Source organism: Chryseobacterium sp. GTID13 (assembly GCF_056172655.1).
The window spans coordinates 1,022,110-1,040,231 of record NZ_JAOCMB010000002.1; the positions used below are offsets into that span (position 1 = coordinate 1,022,110).

An 18,122-nucleotide genomic window follows, 5' to 3' on the forward strand; every position below is an offset into this window, starting at 1 on the left:
CTGATCTTATTTAGATAAAAAATCTAAAACAGAATAGTCTCCTAAAGAAATCTCTCTGGAAACTCCAAAGTACTGTGCAGAATTTCCGATCATGGAATTGGAAAGGTTTCCGTGATTGATCCTTGTATTTTCCTGGATCAGAGAGTTTTCGATATTGGAATTCACAATGATCGTATTATTTCCCAACGAAACTCCCGGACCAATTTTAGAATTGGAAATCTTTACATTTTCCCCAATAAAACATGGCTGAATGATCAATGAATTTTCAATAACCGCAGTTGCCGGGTAGTTAAGCATCTCTTCTCTTTCATACTCAAGGATTTTGCTGTTGGTTTCTACGGTGGCATTTTTGTTACCGCAGTCCATCCAGTCGTTTACTTTTCCTAAAGTGAATTTGGCTCCTTTTGCTCTGAGGTTTTCCAATGCGGTCGTCAACTGATATTCACCTCCGTTTTTAATATCATTATCCATAATATAGTTGATCTCGTTCATCAGTTTTTCAGCACTGTTGAAGTAATAAATACCGATGATGGCAAGATCTGATACAAAAGTCTGAGGTTTTTCAACGAAATCTGTAATAAAACCGTAGTTATCTAATTTTACAACTCCGAAAGCAGACGGATCTTCCACGCTTTTTACCCAGATTACTCCGTCGGAATTTTTGTCAAGCTGGAAATCTGCACGGAAAAGTGTATCTGCAAAAGCGATCACTACATCTCCCTGCATGGAATCTTCTGCACATTTAATAGCATGTGCGGTACCAAGTGGGTCGTTCTGGTAGTATATGCTGCCCTTTGCTCCCAGCTTTTCAGCGATCTGAAGCAGAGATTTTTCAATCTCCGGTCCGAAATCCCCAATGATAAATGCTACTTCCTCAATTTTTTCACCTGCCACTTTAGCAATATCTTCCACCAGTCTCTGTACGATAGGTTTTCCTGCAATCGGAATAAGAGGTTTTGGAACTGTCAGAGTATGTGGACGTAATCTGGAACCACGTCCAGCCATAGGAACAATTATTTTCATAGATTATATGACAATGTTTTATTTGTTATTTTATAATTTGTTTAGGCTTAAAGTTAATCATAAAAATCATTGCTGATCCTAATAATTATCATCTTTAATTCATCACCTGATTAATTTTTTTTAAAGAATTCAGTAGTATCAAATTAGAGGCCATAATTAGTTTTTCCTGATTCTTGACAGCAGCATATCTTTTTCTGAGTAGATTAAAACTCCTGCATACACAAGAAATAAAAGATTTCCTACCCAGAAATTATAATCGAACAGATAAACAATTACAAAGCTGAAGAGCATCAGCAATCCAAGGAATAAGGTCATTTTTTTGATACGGTAAGGGATAGGGTAATATTTCTGCCCTAACAGATAAGAAGTGATCATCATCACGAAATACGCAATAAAGGTTACCCATGCAGAAACCATAAACCCATATTTGCTCAGGAACAGTAGATTTAAGGCAATGGTAAGGATGGCTCCCAGCCAGGAAATCACAGTTCCTACTTTAGTTCTGTCTGTTACTTTATACCATGTGGAAAAGTTATAGTAAATTCCAAAGCAGAGATTGGCGATAACAATAATCGGGATAATGTCGATAGCGGTCCAGTAGCTGCTGTTAGGAATAAGGATCTGCTTCAGCCAGGAAATGTTGGCGATAATTCCCATGGCCACTGTTGAGGCAAAGAATGTGAAATATTCTGTTACTTTAGCATAGGTATTTTTCGCATTGTTATTATTCATCTGCTTGAAAAAGAACGGTTCGATTCCCATTCTGTATGCAGTAACAAATAATGTCATTAAAACAGCTAATTTATAGCATCCGCCATAGGCTCCGGCATCTTCACTCGGAATATTGTAGATCTGGATAGCTTTATCGAAATTTTCATTGACCATAAAGGCCATTCCTGCAATCATCACCGGCCAGGAATATTTGATCATGTTTTTGAAAAGTTCAGTGGAAAACTGAAATCTTACTTTGAAAACAACAGGAAGCAGGAGCAGAAAGCCTAGGAAGCTTGCAGCAAGATTACTGTAAAAAGGAAACGATACCTTTTCTTTCAGTCCGAAACCCTGAGAAATGCTCAGAGGAATGTATAAGAATAAAGCAACGGTGATCACAGTTTGAAAAAGAGACTGTAAAACCCTTACCAAAGAATATTTTATAGGTTTGTTATTGAACCTGAGCCATGCAAAAGGAATAACACACAGGTTATCGAAAAAGGCAATCCATGCAAACCACCGGATATATTCCGGATTGGATGAGTATCCCAGCTGGTCTGCCACCGGCTGACTGAAAATCAGTAAGCTTAAAAGGAAAACAGTAGATAAACCGAATAAGAACCAGAATGAAGTATTAAATGTTTTCTTTTCATTGTCTTTATCCGCCGAAAAACGGAAAAACGCAGTTTCAAAACCGAAGGAAAGCATAATATTCACAAAAGAAATAAGAGCATACAGGTTTGAAAATATGGCGAAATCCTTATTGTTAATTTGATTAATATATAAAGGGTTAAGAATGAACAGGATAACTCTTGGCATGATCGCCCCAATTCCATATATAATAGTCTCGTTGAGAAGTTTTTTCAATGTGTGAAATTTTATGCAAATGTAAATATTTAGAAATTGATTTGTAATCGGCAACATTAAAATTCATTCATAAACCTTAATTTTGCTATTTATAGAGGTTAGATATTAGAAGTTAGAAATTATTGGTTTGTTATTTAGACCATAATTCATCTTTTCTAACTTCTTATGTTTAGCCTCTAATTTCTATAAAAAGTAAAAAATGAAGACCCTAATCAAAAATGTAAAGATCGTCAATGAAGGTAAAATCTTTGAAAGCGATATCTTAATAGAAAATGACCTGATTTCCAGGATAGATTCCGGTATTACTGAAGAAGCAGACCAGATTATTGACGGTTCCGGAAAATATCTTCTGCCGGGGGTAATTGATGACCAGGTGCATTTCAGGGATCCAGGCCTGACGCATAAAGGCGATATTGAAAGTGAATCAAAAGCAGCCATCGCAGGAGGGGTCACCAGTTTTATTGATCAGCCCAACACTGTTCCCAATGCAGTTACCCAGGAATTACTGTCCGATAAATACGAAATTGCCTCTCAAAAGGCGTATGCTAATTATGGCTTTATGATGGGAGGGACTAATGATAACCTGGGGGAAGTCTTAAAGACCAACCCGAGAAACGTTCCGGGAATTAAGTTATTCCTTGGGTCTTCTACCGGAAACATGCTTGTAGACAATCCCGAAACCCTTGAAAATATCTTCAGCAGTACCAAAATGCTGATCGCCGTTCACTGCGAAGACGAAGCAACCATCAAAGCCAATACCCAGAAATATATGGATGAATACGGGGAAGATATTCCGGTAAAATTCCATCATCTGATCAGAAGTGAAGAGGCATGCTATAAATCTTCTTCAAAGGCTATTGAACTGGCAGAGAAAACAGGGGCAAGGCTGCACGTCTTTCACCTTTCAACCGCTAAAGAAATGGAACTGTTCAGAAATGATATTCCGTTAAAAGATAAAAAAATTACCGCTGAAGTTTGTGTTCATCACCTCACATTTACTAATGAGGACTATGAAACCAAAGGTTCTCTGATCAAATGGAACCCTGCCGTAAAGACCCAGAAAGACAAAGATGCATTATGGGAAGCTCTTCTTGACGGAAGAATTGACGTGGTAGCTACCGACCATGCGCCCCATACGGCTGAAGAAAAACAGAATGTATATACAAAATGCCCTTCCGGAGCACCTTTGGTACAACATTCATTGCTGGTCATGCTGGAAAACTACAGAAACGGAAAAATTTCCCTGGAAAAAATCGTTGAAAAGATGAGCCACAATCCTGCGATACTTTTCAGAATCGAAAAAAGAGGATTTGTAAGAGAAGGTTATAAAGCGGATCTTCTTTTGGCTGATTTAAATACAGACTGGACCGTAGCCAAAGACAATATTCTTTACAAATGCGGATGGAGCCCTCTGGAAGGGATGAACCTGCATTCTAAAGTGACGCATACCTTTGTGAACGGACATCTTGTTTATGACAACGGAAAAATAAACGAGCAAAAATTCGGAGAGCGTTTGCTTTTTGAAGTTCAGGAATAAATAAAAACAAAGCCCTTTCAAATTTTGAAAGGGCTTTGTTTTTCTAACAATTCGTTTTCAAAAATTAATCAATAGTAATTCCTTCAATGGCCTTTTCCAGGGAAGTTTCCTGAATTCCCGGGATAGCTAAGCCTTCTGCACGGAAAACACTTACATCTGTAACGCCATAAAAACCAAAAATGTTTTTAATGTAAGGTACATTAGAATCATAGATCTGGTACGGACCTTCCGAATAAATATTTCCTGAAGTAAAAGCAATGTATAATTTTTTGTTGTTTAAAAGCCCTTTAGGACCATTTTCGTCGTATCTGAACGTATATCCTGCTCTTGAAGTAAAGTCAAAATAAGCTTTAAGGGTAGCAGGAATCGAAAAATTATACATAGGAGAATCGATCACGATAATATCTGCCTCCTTCAATTCTGAAATTAATTCCTGGGAATATCTGTTGATTTCCTGCTGCTCAGAAGAATGACTCTCTTCAGGTGAAAAAAAGTATTAATGTGTACTTCTTCTAAAAGTGGAACCTGATTTTTGGTAAGGTCACGTTCTTTTACGACGGCATCAGAATATTTTTCCTGAATTTTTTTGATAACGGCATTGCCCAGTTTTCTGCTTGCAGATATTTCAGTTCTCGGACTTGAAATAATGTGAAGTATGTTTTTCATTTTTTTTAATTAAAATTTCTTTAGCAAAATTATGTACATTTGCTTATCAAAAGTTAGTAGTGAACAAAAGGTTAGTACTAACCTTTTTATTAGTTAAATTGAGTCGCTATGGAAAATTCTGCTGTTTTAGAAAAACATGTGTTTACTAGTAAATGTTCCGAAAATCTTTCTGCTGTGGAAGATGCAATTTACGTGATTGGTGGAAAGTGGAAGCTGAAGATCATTATTGTCTTGCAGGAAAACGGAAACATCCGTTTTAATGAATTGCAGAGAGCAATCAGTGGAATATCGGCTAGGGTGCTTTCCAATGAATTGAAAGATCTGGAATTGAACGGTTTTGTGAAAAGGGTGGTGCATGCCGAGCAGACACCGGTTGTTGTGGAATATATTTCGACAGATTACAGCCGTACCCTGAAACCCGTTATTATGTCTCTTTCGGAATGGGGGAGAACCCACAAGAGAAAACTTAAAGAAGATTTTTAACCGTATAAAAAACAAAGGCTGCGAATTGCAGCCTTTGTTTTTTATGTTTTTTATGTTTTTTAGATTTTATGATCATTCTGATGCAATCAGGAAATTATTTTTTCGCTTTGGCACTCATATAAAATGTTAGTTTCCCGCCATTCATGATTTCTGAATGTTTCAAGGTAAAGTTTTTAATTTCTTTACCATTCAGAAGGATCTTTTCAATATATACATTCTTTGGACTCTGATTCACAGTTTCAATTTCAAAGGTTTTGCCGTTTTCCAGGTTTAAAATTGCATAATCCACAGCCGGGCTTCCGATGGCATAATCCTCAGATCCCGGTGCTACAGGGTAAAAGCCGAGTGAACTTAAAATGTACCATGCACTCATCTGCCCTGCATCATCATTTCCTCCCAAGCCGTCGGGCGTTGCCTTGTACTGCATTTCAAGAATGCGTCTGATCTGAGCCTGGGTTTTCCATGGCTGTCCTGCCCAGTTATAAAAATAGGCAACATGGTGGGCCGGCTCGTTTCCGTGAACATAGCCGCCGATAATTCCTTCGCGGGTAATGTCTTCCGTATCTGCAAAAAATTCATCAGGAAGATGCATCGTAAACAGTTGATCCAGTTTTGAAGCGAATTTTTTCTTTCCGCCCATCGCCTGGATCAAACCATCAGGATTCTGTGGGACAAAAAAACTATAGTTCCAGGAATTTCCTTCAATGAAGCCCTGACCGTGAGTGCTTAATACATCAAAATCTTTTTTGAAGCTTCCGTCTGCTAGTCTTGGACGCATAAATCCTTCTTTCGGATCGAAATTATTTCTCCAGTTTTCAGAACGCTTGGTGAACTGGTTATAGATTTCCGTTTCACCCAAATGTTTTGCCAGCTGTGCAATAGCCCAGTCATCATAAGCATATTCCAGAGTGTTTGAAACTGAAGTTCCGTTTTTCTCTGCTGGAATATAGCCCATATCAATATAATATCCGATCCCTTCATAATCTCTTTTATTGGCTGTTGCAATGCAGGCTTTCAGCACTTCCTTCGGATCACCGGTGTAATTTCCTTTGATCACCGCATCAGCTGCCACACTTACACTATGATAACCGCTCATACACCAGTTGTCGTTGGCGTAATGGGACCATATCGGAAGCATTTTCATTGAAAACTGGTTATAATGCGCCATCATAGATTTAACCATATCGTTATTCCGTTTGGGCTGGATAATATTAAAGAAAGGATGAAGGGCCCGGTAAGTGTCCCAGATGGAGAATGTCGTATAATTCGTAAAACCTTCTGCTTTATGAATGTTCTGATCTAAACCTTTGTACTCGCCGTTAATGTCCATGTAGGTTGTAGGACTGATAAAGGTATGGTACATCGCGGTATAAAAGTTTGTTTTTTCTGTATCAGAACCTTTAATAACAATTTTATTCAGTTCTTTATTCCAGTCTTCCTGAGCTTTGGTTTTTACCTGGTCAAAAGATTGGTTCCCGGTTTCTTTTTCCAGATTTTCCAGTGCATTGGCCTGGCTTACGGGAGAAATGGCCAGTTTTACTTCAATAGCTTCGTTTTCCTGAGTATCAAAGTCAAAATACATTTTCAGGTTTTTGCCGGCAATTTCAGGGAAATTTTTGGTCTGGTCGAATTTTCTCCAGAATCCTTTGTAAGCCTGTTGACCGTCAAAATTTTTCTGGCCGTATGATTTAAAAGGCTTTGAAAATTTCATGGCAAAATAAACCGTTCTGGTTCTTGCCCAGCCGTTTGTTTGGCGGTATCCTGTGACTGTACCGTTATTTTCTACACGTACATAAGTCCAGATGTTCTTACCGTCATAGTTGTAAATTCCTGCAGTAAGGTCTAAAATAATATGTGCCTGGTCGGATTTTGGAAATGTATAGCGATGAACTCCGGTTCTCGTTGAAGTAGTAAGTTCTGCCAGAATATTATGATCGTCCAGTTTTACCCGGTAATATCCTGCTTCAGCTTTTTCATTCTGATGAGAAAACCTGCTTCTGTAACCGCTTTCAGGATTTGATGCAGTTCCGGGATTTAATTGCAGTTTTCCAACGGTTGGCATAATCAGAAAATCTCCAAGGTCAGAATGCCCGGTCCCGCTGAAGTGCGTTGAACTGAATCCTACAATAGTTTTGTCTTCATAACGGTAGCCTGCACAGTATTTATACACCTCACCGTTGTATTTTCCGTTAAGCTCGTAAGAAATGGTATCGGTTTCCGGGCTCAATTGTACCGCACCGAAAGGAACAGTTGCCCCAGGATACGTATGACCCATTTTTTCCGTCCCGATGAATGGATTGACGTATTGTATTAATTTTTCAAATTTTTGAGCTTTAAAATGTAAACTAAAAAAAGAAGGAATAGAAAAACAGTTGTTCCGTAATTTTTCATTAATGGCAAATTTTCAAAGGCTAAATTAATTAAAAATCAAGAAGTATCATTTATTGATTTAAGATTTGAAGAAATTCTTAATACCCTTAATAACTTAATATATTTTAATGATTCGGAAATAAATCAGATTCATCATAAACCCTTTTCCGAAAACCGGAAGCCAATTCCATGTAGATTTTCGATCAGGATGTTTTGCTCATCGGCCAATACTTTTCGCAGACGGGAAATAAATACATCCAGGCTTCGGCCCATAAAATAGTCATCATCGCCCCAGATCGCTTTAAGGATATCCTGTCTTTTCAGAACCATGTTCTTGTTCCGGATGAAATATAAAAGAAGTTCAGATTCCCTTTGGGTTAAAGTAATGCTGTTTTCTGCATCCTGAAGGGTATAGTTTTTAGGATCGAAATCATATCTTCCGACTTTGTATTTAAGCGGCGAGATATCTGTTCTTTTGGTGCGTTTCAGAAATACTTCAATTTTCAGGATTAATTCTTCTATGCTGAAAGGCTTTACCAGATAATCATCAGCCCCGAGTTTTAAGCCTTTGATCCTGTCTTCTTTTAAGGCTTTTGCAGAAATGAAAATAATGGGGATCTCCGAATTTTTATCGCGGATCTGCTGTGCCAGCTCAAAACCGTTCAGTTCCGGCATCATAATATCCAGCAGGCAGATGTCGAAATTCTGGCTGTTGAATGCTTCCAGTGCAGATCTTCCATCCGAATAGCAGTTGATGTCGTAATAACTTTCCAGGCTGTCCTGGATCAGGAAAGCGATGGTTTTGTCATCTTCTGCATATAAAATTTTAGATTTCTCCATACTTACACATTATTAAATTTAAACAGGAAAAAAGAGCGTTATGGTAATTCCTTTGTCTGCATTATTCTCAACTGAAATCTTCCAGTTATGCTGCTGTACCACTTTTTTTACATAAAACAATCCCAATCCGAAACCATTCACTTCATCATTCTTTTTGTTGGGTACCCGGTAAAATTTTTCAAAAATATGAGGAATATTTTTAGATGGAATTCCCATTCCGTTGTCTTTAAACTTTAAATATAAACCTTTTGAATCTTTATAGGATGAAATTTTCACAACAGGTTGGGTTTCACAATATTTAATTGAATTATCCAGGATGTTGTAGATGATATTGGTAAAGTGAAATTCATCTGCCATTACGGAGAGGTGGCTTTCAATTTCTATATCAATCGTCATGTTTTCATTCTTTTGCCTGATGGTATCGGCAATTTCCTGAATAAACGGCAGAAGTATTATTTTCTGAGGCTTTAACGACAGTCCGGAAGAATCGTTTTTGGCAATATTCAGTATTTTTTCAATATGGCTGTTGAGCTTGTAGCTCTGATTGATAATAATGGAAGTATAAGTCTGCAACCTGGAATTTTCCTGTACAATTGGCTGCTTGCTGAGAGATTCTGATGCTAAAAGGATGGAGGACAGCGGAGTTTTAAACTCATGGGTCATATTATTAATAAAATCACGCTGCAGTTCCGAGAATTTTTTCTGCTGAATGATAGTATAAATGGAATAGACATAGACCAGCAGAATAATAATAAGCGCAGCAGTAAGCACATACCAGAACCTTAATGAGCTGATGAGGTAAGAGGTTTTGTCGGGAAAACGTATGGAAAAATAATAAATCAGGTTTTTATGCTTGGGAAAATTAATGACTTTATCGCTGGGTTCTTCCTGGTTTTTAGACATATACTTTCCGTACATCATTTTATCGCTGTGGCAGTTGTATAAAGCATATACATAATCTGTATTGATCTGAAAACGGGTGAATTCTGTCCTGAGATAATGTTCCAGAACGACCGGATGAAATTCATTATTGATATTGACTACATAATAATCGTTTGCAATGGTCTGTACCGGATTTTCAGTAAAGGAGGTTTTTCCGCCGGACAGTTTTTCTGCCACCTCCATTAAAGCGATATTTACTTTTTGATTAAATTTCTGATCTTCAAGATTATAAGCCTGACGGGTCCAGAGCAGCTGGGCTATTAAAATTCCGATAATAGCAATGAATCCGAGTGTTATTATAATATTGAGCTTCTTTATTTTCATTTTCAGAAACAATATTATCCAAAAATATCTATTAATCTTTTATCATTAACAACTCGTTAACAAATGTTTGACAGCGGTTAACAAGTTGTATCTGTCATCCGCATTACATTTGTTATATCAAAACATAATAATTGTATCCTGTTATTTATTAACTATTAAAATTTGTATCATGAAAAAATTAAAAATTACAGCGCTTTTGGCCGTTTTAGCATTTTCCCCGTTCTATGCCAATGTATTTCCTTCCGAAAGCCATCCGGTAGTAAAAGGTATCGCTGATGCTATTAAATGGAAATCAGAATCTATAGATGTGGGAAATATTCCTCAGGGAAAACCCAAACTTATCAGATTTGAATTTACCAATACCTCTTCCAAGCCGATCGTTATAGAAAATGTAGCACCATCATGCGGCTGTACAACAGCAGATTATACCAAAACTCCGATTCTTCCGGGAAAAAAAGGATTTGTAGAAGCAAGCTATAATGCAGCAAGCAAAGGACCATTCATGAAAACGGTTAACGTTACGACCAGCGAAAGCAAAATTCCTAAAACACTTACTTTCAAAGGAGTAGTTGCCTAATAAAATTTTACAGTTATATAGTCTTAACAGACCTTCCATCCTTGTAATTCACTACAGGGATGTTTTTTTTGTATTTTTTTCTGATCTGCGGTTGATTTTTATCCTTTCTTATGAATAAGAGCACAGAAGATAGAAAACTATTTATGACATTATGATTTATCCTGTTATTTTAAATGGCATCAATTCAATATTTAGTATTTTTAGGAAAAAATAAAATCATATGAATTTATATACACAGCCTATGTTGCGCGAAGGTGCATTACAGGATAAGGTAGCCATTGTAACAGGAGGCGGAAGCGGTCTCGGAAAAGCGATGACCAGATATTTTCTTCAGCTGGGAGCGAAAGTGGTGATCACTTCCCGTAATCTGGAAAAATTACAGGGAACAGCGAAAGAACTCGAAGAGGAAACCGGCGGAAAAGTCCTGTGTGTTGCGTGTGACGTAAGAAACTGGGATGAGGTGGAAGCGATGAAAGAAGCAGCCTTAAAAGAATTCGGAAGAATTGATATTTTACTGAACAATGCAGCCGGAAATTTTATTTCGCCAACAGAAAGATTGACCCATTCTGCATTTGATTCTATTTTGGATATTGTTTTAAAAGGAACTAAAAACTGCACCCTTTCCGTTGGGAAACACTGGATAGATTCTAAAAGTCCGGGAACAGTTCTGAATATTGTAACCACTTATGCATGGACCGGATCTGCTTACGTAGTTCCTTCGGCATGCGCAAAAGCAGGCGTTCTGGCTATGACAAGATCTCTTGCGGTAGAGTGGGCAAAATACGGCATCCGCTTCAATGCCATTGCACCGGGACCTTTCCCTACCAAAGGGGCATGGGACCGATTGCTTCCGGGAGACCTTCAGGAAAAATTCGATATGAGGAAAAAAGTTCCTTTGAGAAGAGTGGGAGAGCACCAGGAGCTTGCCAACCTGGCGGCTTACCTGGTTTCAGATTACTCAGCTTATATGAATGGTGAGGTGGTAACCATAGACGGAGGAGAGTGGCTTCAGGGAGCTGGAGAATTCAATATGCTTGAAGATATTCCGAAAGAAATGTGGGATGCACTGGAGGCAATGATCAAAGCAAAGAAAACAAATTAAGAGAAGCGGGGAGCGGGAAGCTGTAAGAAAGAGGTTATTGAGAATCCGAAAAGTGATACTCTATTTATCTTGAATTGATTCATAATCATCAGAAATTACCGTCCAATAGTAACTTCCGTCATCTCTCTTCCAGCTTCCATCATCAGCCCCAACTCATATCAATTTAAATTTTTCATAAAATAATCCCGGATTTGTAACGATTCCGGGTTTTTTTATAACTTATCATAGAAATCTTATAAATTATTTCCAATGAATTATAAACTTCCACGTCTTATTGCAGCAGCGGCAGTATTCCTTTTTTCAGGAACTGTTTTAGCACAGGAAAGCCCGAAATACAGCTATGTAGAAGCGTTCAAGCCCTTCTTTTATCCCCAGACAGGCACGGAAACCCGTTCTGCAAGCGGACAGCCGGGCCATGCTTACTGGCAGAATTCAGCAGATTATAACCTGAATGTAAGCCTGAATGATGCTAAGAATGAAATTATAGGGACAGCTGATATTACCTATACCAATAACAGTCCGGACCAATTGAGCTTCTTATGGTTGCAGCTGGATCAGAATTTATTTGCAAAAGATTCCCGGGGTAATGCTGTAGTTCCGCCGTCGGGCAGCAGGAACGGAGCTCACGGAGAAGACTTGGACGGAGGTTATAAAATTAAATCAGTAAAGCTGGATGGTAAAGATGTGAAATATACCATCACGGATACCAGAATGCAGATTGACCTTCCTAAAGAGCTGAAAGCAAAAGGCGGTGTAGCTAAAATTAAAATTGAATATTCATTTATATCTCCTGAATATGGCTCTGACAGAATGGGCGTGAGCAAGACAAAAAACGGTAAAATATTTACCATTGCGCAATGGTATCCAAGAATGTGCGTGTACGATGATGTAATGGGATGGAATACTCTTCCTTATGTTGGTGCTTCTGAGTTTTACCTTGAATATGGTAATATCACCGCAAACATTACCGTTCCTGCCAATCATTATGTAGTGGCATCCGGAGAACTTCTGAATTCCAGAGAGGTCTATACCAAAGAAGAAAACAACCGTTGGGAACAAGCCAGAAACAGTGATAAGACAGTGATGATCCGTCCTGAATCTGAAATCGGGAAAAACCAGGCTTCCGGAACTAAAACATGGAAATTCAAAATAGACCAGACCCGTGACTTTGCCTGGGCGTCGTCACCTGCATTCATTCTGGATGCGGCCAGAATAAATCTTCCGAGTGGTAAAAAATCCGTTGCAATATCTGCCTATCCTGCAGAAAGTGCTGGAGAAAAGGCCTGGGGAAGATCTACGGAATACACAAAAGCCGCGATTGAACATTATTCCCAGAAATGGTATGAATATACTTATCCTGCAGCGACCAATGTAGCAGGAAATGAGGGCGGAATGGAATACCCGGGGATTGTATTCTGCCACATGGACTCTGCCGGTGAAGACCTTTGGGGAGTTACCGATCATGAATTCGGGCACAACTGGTTCCCGATGATCGTAGGTTCCAATGAAAGGCTGTTTGCGTGGATGGATGAGGGATTCAATACCTTTATCAATGAATTATCGACAAAGGCTTTCAACAATGGCGAATACTATCATAAGAAAGATCTTGCCAGAACCGGAAGCTTTATGATGAACGATAATATTGAGCCTATCATGGTAGGCCCCGATAATATGAAGGAAAGAAGCATCGGCGTTCTTGCTTACTTCAAGCCTGGAATGGGGTTGCAGATTTTGAGAGAATCTATTCTTGGCCCTGAAAAATTTGACAAAGCTTTCAGGACTTATGTTGACCGATGGGCTTTTAAACATCCTACACCCTGGGATTTCTTCCACACCATGGAAAATGTGTCGGGTGAAGAGCTGAACTGGTTCTGGAGAGGATGGTTTATCAATAAATGGAAGATCGATCAATCGGTTAAAGATGTGAAATACATCAATGGCGATTTTAAAAACGGTGCCCAGATCACCGTGGAAAATATTGGCCAGCTTCCGATGCCTACAACGGTTCAGGTGAAATTTAAAGATGGAACAAAACAGATTGTAAAAATCCCGATTGAGGTCTGGAAACGTAATACGGAATGGCTGCTCAAGTTGAATTCAAATAAAGAGATCGCTGAAGTAATGCTGGATCCGGATGCGATGGTTCCTGATGTAAATGCAAAAAACAATATCTGGCCTTCTGCAGAAACTAAACCGGTTGATAAGATCAATACAAAAGATTTTGCAGGGACTTACGTTACTAAAAGTGATCCGATTAAACTGACCTTTTTTGATAAAAACGGACAGCTTTTTGCCAAGGCAGGAAATCAGCAGGAATTTCCACTGCAATATGCAGGGAATAATGTCTTTACTTTTGAAGAGGCGGCTATAACGCTGGAATTCAGTAAGGATAAAAAGATTGTTACCTTTAAGCAGGCGGGAAGGGAGTTCCAGTTTACCAAGGAATAAACATAGCTTTAAGTGATATTGAGAGGCCTAAACTTCATATGCTGGAGTTTAGGTTTTTTGTTGGTGAAAGGGGAAGATGGAAGATTGAAGATGGAAGATGGATGCCCTGTGGTGTCTAAAGTTCAATGTTGTGATCATTAGAAGATAGATTATTAAAAAGATTAAAAAATTAAAATAAAAGTTAGACTTCGATTGCTTGTCCGGCTATTATAACCTCCATCCTCCCTCTTCCGGCTTCCCTCCTTAAATTAACAATAATGTATTTCCAAACCTTCATCATCTCTCGTAAAGATGTTTTATTTTTGTTACTTAATTTAAAATATGGTTATGAATTTCAGATTTTCAATCGTATCCCTGCTGTTCTTTGCTTTGGGATTCTCTCAGGACCTTAAAGTAATGAGCTTTAATATCAGGTTGCAGGTAACTTCAGATAAGGAAAATGCCTGGACGGAAAGAAAGCAGGATGTTGCAGATTTATTAAATTATTATCATCCCGATTATTTCGGCGTTCAGGAAGCACTTCCTGAGCAGATGAAAGATATTAAGACCGGCCTTAAGAATTATGATTATGTAGGAGTGGGACGGGACGACGGAAAAGAAAAAGGCGAATTTTCTGCCATTTTTTATGATACGAACAGACTTCAGGTCGTAAAATCAGGGACGTTCTGGCTTTCGGAAACGCCGGAAAAACCTTCGAGGGGATGGGATGCCGCCCTTAACAGAATTTGTACTTATGCCGTGTTCAAAGATAAAAAATCAAAGAAGGAATTTTTAGCGATGAACCTTCACTTCGATCATATCGGGAATATAGCAAGAGTAAAATCTGCTGACCTTATTCTGAAAAAAATCAAAGAGATCAATCCTGGAAACCTTCCGGTTACCTTAAGTGGAGATTTTAATTTAACAGATGATTCGGAACCGATAAAGATCCTTTCACAGAATTTAAATGACAGTTTCTATCATTCCGAAACAAAACCTTACGGACCAAAAGGTACATTCACAGGCTTTAATATCAATGAAATTCCTAAAGACAGAATCGATTATATTTTTGTAAAAGGCTTTAAGATAAAATCCCAGAGACATATTAATGACAGAAGAGAAAATCTGCTGTATCCATCAGATCATTTCCCGGTTCTTACAGAGCTTTCTTTTTAATGGGGTGATTTACATTAACCAAATAGCTTAACCAATTCCTTCCGGGAGTTGGTTTTTATTTTAGGTTCATTCATAAAACATTATTGTAAAAAGAAATGGTTGCCAGGTCTTACATTTTCGTTAATTTTGATATTTATTTTTAAAAATTAGATATGAAACGATTTCTTTATGTTCTGGCAATTGCTGTTTCTATGCAACAGGTTTCTGCACAGGAATTGTATATGCCAAGGAATATTAAAAAAGCCTATGAAAAAGGAACCCGTGATGCTTCCGGGGCGCCGGGTAAAAACTATTGGCAGAATAAAGGAATTTATAATGTAGAAGTAAAAGTGGATGCCGGAACCAAAACGGTTTCAGGAAAAGAAACAATCATGTATACCAATAACAGCCCGGATGCCCTTCAGGAACTGGCTATCAGGTTTGTGAATAACCTCCATAAGCCTCAGTCTCCGCGATCGGGTTTTGTATCTAAAGATTTTCTGTCTTCCGGCCTGCATATTAAATCATTTATTGTAAACGGAGAAAAATATCAGGTCAACAGCGACGACTGGGGAACCGTAGAGAAGGTAAAGCTGAATAAAGTGCTTAAGGCCGGAGCCAAAGCTGAGGTAAAGATAGAATGGGAATACCCTCTTTCTGTGCAGAGCGGAAGAGAAGGGCAGATAGATCCCGAAACTTTTTACGTCGCTTATTCTTTCCCAAGAATTTCCGTGTATGATGATTACAACGGATGGGATATGCTTCCTCATTCCGACCGACAGGAGTTTTATAATGATTTTAATGATTATAGTTTTGCCATTTCTGTCCCGAAGAATTTTGTCGTATGGGCAACCGGAGATTTTCTGAATCCTGATGCTGTGCTTCAGCCGGAATATTTAAAAAGGTATAAATCCTCTCTTAAAAGCGACAAAGTGGTTCATATTGCCTCCGAGCAGGAAATGAGATCCGGAAAGGTAACCAAACAAAACAAATGGAATACCTGGAAATTCAAAGCTAACCATATTACAGATTTCTGCTTTGCAATGAGTAATCATTATGAATGGGATGCTTCAAGTGTTCAGTTAAAAACAAAAAGGGCAAGCGTACAGGCAGGTTATAAAAACGGAGCCAAGGATTTTGAGCATTATGTAGAATGGATGCGTTATAATCTGGATTGGTTTTCAAAAAAATGGCCGGGCGTGGAATATCCGTATAATGTAATGACGGCTATCCAGGGGTATGCAGATATGGAATATCCAATGATGATTAATGATACCAGTATTCCGGATGATCTTCGTGATGCGCGTCTTACGGCAGATCATGAGATTGCCCATACTTATTTCCCTTTTTATATGGGAATCAATGAAACCCGTTATGCCTTTATGGACGAAGGCTGGGCTACCACACTGGAATATCTGATTGGAATTGATGAAAACGGAGAAGCTGCTGCAAAGGAATTTTATAAAAACTTCAGGGTTAAAAGATGGATCAACGATGCTTCTGCCGAGCAGGATCAGCCGGTGATTACCATGAGTACGCAGGTAAGCGGAGCCGGGTATGGAAATAATTCTTACGTAAAAGCGTCCCTGTCTTATCTTGCACTAAAAGATTATTTAGGAGACGACCTGTTTAAAAAAGCACTTCTTCACTATATGGATAACTGGAATGGGAAACATCCTGTTCCATGGGATTACTTTAATTCAATGAATACAGGGTCCGGTAAAAATCTGAACTGGTTCTTTCAAAACTGGTTTTATACGAACAACTATATTGATTTGAAAATAACCGGTGCTTCTCAGCTTAATGATCTCCTTACGGTCAACGTGGATAATGTAGGAGGTTTTGCCATTCCTTTTGATGCTGTTCTTAATTATGAGGACGGATCTGTGGAAAGGCTTCATTTTTCGCCGGGTCTGTGGGAAAAGAATCAGAAGCAGGCGGATCTTACCGTTCCTATTAAAAAGAAAATAAAGTCGGTAACTTTGGATGGAGATATCTTTATGGATTATACTCCTGAAAATAATACAAAAGCATTAAAATAAAGAAAGCGCCTGAATTGAAAATTCAGGCGCTTTTTATTGAAATCAAATTGTTATTAATTAATTCTTAATCCAGCTCTTGCTCCTGTAGAAGCTACTACAGATTGCATTCTAGTTTTTTGTCCGGAAGAGAACATGAACATTGCCGCATCATCCACATAATCCATATAATTCATGAACATAACAGATCTTTGAACTCCACTACAAGTGTTGTATAATGGATAAGTAGGTTTTCCATAATTAGCACCTGTTTGTGTAGGAGTGTCTGTTACTAAATCGTTTCCACAATTAGCATCTCCCCAAATGTGTCTAAGATTCAGATAATGTCCTACTTCATGAGTAGCAGTTCTTCCCAAGTCATAAGGTGCAGACGATGTATTTCCGAAATATTTAGCTGCAATTACTACCCCATCATTCCAAAGTCCTGCAGATTCTGGAAATGTTGCATAGCCAAGTATTCCTGCCATATCACTAACTACCCATATGTTAAAATAATGGGTAGGATCAGTAGCATCTATTCCTTTAGTTGATGTTTTTTTCATGGCATCATTTGTTTTCCAGCTTCTTACAGTCGTGGCTTTTCTGTTAACCGTTACTAATCGGAATTTAACACCGATATTACCTGCAGCAGTAGAAGCAAATTCTGCTGGAATTTTATTAATATCACTATTAGTAGCAGAGTAATCTGCATTTAATGTATTGATTTGAGATTGAATCTGGGCATCAGAAATGTTTTCTGCGGCAGTTCTATATAATACATTAACAATAACCGGAATTTCTACAGTACCATCTGCTAGTACTTTCCCCACTTTTAAGTCATTTGCAAATTTTTCTGTATTAGCTTCTAATTCAACGAACCTTTGTCTAAGTTCAGCATTGTTTTTTAATGCTTCCTGTCTTACTTCTTCAGATGCACAGCCTCTTTTTGACATATTAGCTGTAGTTACATCCTCATTTGCAGGATTTTCATTTTGGTTTGACATGTTGTCGCTGTTACAAGCCGACAGAAAGCCTAATACAACGGCTCCCAATAATAGTTTTTTCATAAGTTGTTATTTT

At 38.3% G+C, this 18,122-nt stretch carries 15 protein-coding genes; 7 read left to right on the forward strand and 8 right to left on the reverse strand.

All coding sequences use genetic code 11. The features are described 5' to 3' along the window. Positions 1-6: 6 nt before the first annotated feature. Together N4G44_RS05160 and N4G44_RS05165 are read right to left on the reverse strand one after the other, a co-directional pair. Positions 7-1,023 (reverse strand): sugar phosphate nucleotidyltransferase, encoded by a 1,017-nt coding sequence (locus tag N4G44_RS05160; RefSeq protein ID WP_474924890.1) that lies wholly within the window; start codon positions 1,021-1,023, stop codon positions 7-9. A 156-nt stretch (positions 1,024-1,179) separates the two neighbouring features. After that, a complete protein-coding gene (locus tag N4G44_RS05165; protein ID WP_474924892.1) occupies positions 1,180-2,601 on the reverse strand; it encodes an oligosaccharide flippase family protein in 1,422 nt (473 codons plus the stop codon). 199 nt (positions 2,602-2,800) lie between these two features. Between N4G44_RS05165 and N4G44_RS05170 the strand changes: the two genes are divergently transcribed. Next, the gene (locus tag N4G44_RS05170) at positions 2,801-4,138 is read left to right on the forward strand and encodes a dihydroorotase (RefSeq protein WP_474924894.1); all 1,338 of its coding nucleotides are present in this window, start codon (positions 2,801-2,803) and stop codon (positions 4,136-4,138) included. A 64-nt stretch (positions 4,139-4,202) separates the two neighbouring features. Here N4G44_RS05170 and N4G44_RS05175 read toward each other — a convergent pair whose 3' ends face one another. Then, positions 4,203-4,556, reverse strand: a complete 354-nt coding sequence (locus tag N4G44_RS05175) for an FMN-dependent NADH-azoreductase (protein WP_474924895.1) — start codon at positions 4,554-4,556, stop codon at positions 4,203-4,205. Positions 4,557-4,564: 8 nt separating this feature from the next. Then, complete coding sequence (locus tag N4G44_RS05180) at positions 4,565-4,804, reverse strand: NAD(P)H-dependent oxidoreductase (RefSeq protein ID WP_474924896.1); 240 nt, start codon at positions 4,802-4,804, stop codon at positions 4,565-4,567. Between the two features lie 174 nt (positions 4,805-4,978). Here N4G44_RS05180 and N4G44_RS05185 point away from each other — a divergent pair, with 174 nt between their 5' ends. After that, positions 4,979-5,287, forward strand: a complete 309-nt coding sequence (locus N4G44_RS05185; protein WP_474924898.1) for a winged helix-turn-helix transcriptional regulator — start codon at positions 4,979-4,981, stop codon at positions 5,285-5,287. A 94-nt stretch (positions 5,288-5,381) separates the two neighbouring features. Here the strand turns inward: N4G44_RS05185 and N4G44_RS05190 are convergent, their stop codons facing one another. From N4G44_RS05190 to N4G44_RS05200, 3 genes are all read right to left on the reverse strand, one after another. Next, positions 5,382-7,562 carry a GH92 family glycosyl hydrolase gene (locus tag N4G44_RS05190; protein ID WP_474924899.1) on the reverse strand — a complete coding sequence of 727 codons (2,181 nt, stop codon included), beginning with the start codon at positions 7,560-7,562 and terminating at the stop codon, positions 5,382-5,384. Positions 7,563-7,810: 248 nt separating this feature from the next. Further along, positions 7,811-8,497 carry a response regulator transcription factor gene (locus N4G44_RS05195; protein ID WP_474924902.1) on the reverse strand — a complete coding sequence of 229 codons (687 nt, stop codon included), beginning with the start codon at positions 8,495-8,497 and terminating at the stop codon, positions 7,811-7,813. 18 nt (positions 8,498-8,515) lie between these two features. Next, positions 8,516-9,763, reverse strand: a complete 1,248-nt coding sequence (locus N4G44_RS05200; protein ID WP_474924905.1) for a sensor histidine kinase — start codon at positions 9,761-9,763, stop codon at positions 8,516-8,518. Positions 9,764-9,932: 169 nt separating this feature from the next. Here N4G44_RS05200 and N4G44_RS05205 point away from each other — a divergent pair, with 169 nt between their 5' ends. The 5 genes from N4G44_RS05205 to N4G44_RS05225 all read left to right on the forward strand — a co-directional run bounded on the left by N4G44_RS05205 (position 9,933) and on the right by N4G44_RS05225 (position 17,066). Then, entirely contained in the window at positions 9,933-10,340 is a 408-nt protein-coding gene (locus N4G44_RS05205; RefSeq protein ID WP_474924906.1) for a DUF1573 domain-containing protein, read from the forward strand. Between the two features lie 220 nt (positions 10,341-10,560). Beyond that, positions 10,561-11,442 (forward strand): SDR family oxidoreductase, encoded by an 882-nt coding sequence (locus N4G44_RS05210; protein WP_474924908.1) that lies wholly within the window; start codon positions 10,561-10,563, stop codon positions 11,440-11,442. 249 nt (positions 11,443-11,691) lie between these two features. Then, positions 11,692-13,890, forward strand: coding sequence for a M1 family metallopeptidase (locus N4G44_RS05215; RefSeq protein ID WP_474924910.1), 2,199 nt, complete (start codon positions 11,692-11,694; stop codon positions 13,888-13,890). Positions 13,891-14,217: 327 nt separating this feature from the next. Then, positions 14,218-15,045 carry an endonuclease/exonuclease/phosphatase family protein gene (locus N4G44_RS05220; protein ID WP_474924912.1) on the forward strand — a complete coding sequence of 276 codons (828 nt, stop codon included), beginning with the start codon at positions 14,218-14,220 and terminating at the stop codon, positions 15,043-15,045. 152 nt (positions 15,046-15,197) lie between these two features. Further along, a complete protein-coding gene (locus N4G44_RS05225; RefSeq protein WP_474924915.1) occupies positions 15,198-17,066 on the forward strand; it encodes a M1 family metallopeptidase in 1,869 nt (622 codons plus the stop codon). A gap of 53 nt (positions 17,067-17,119) precedes the next feature. On the opposite strand, the gene N4G44_RS05230 is transcribed toward N4G44_RS05225, so the two are convergent. After that, positions 17,120-18,109, reverse strand: coding sequence for a zinc metalloprotease (locus N4G44_RS05230; protein ID WP_474924919.1), 990 nt, complete (start codon positions 18,107-18,109; stop codon positions 17,120-17,122). Positions 18,110-18,122 lie beyond the last annotated feature (13 nt).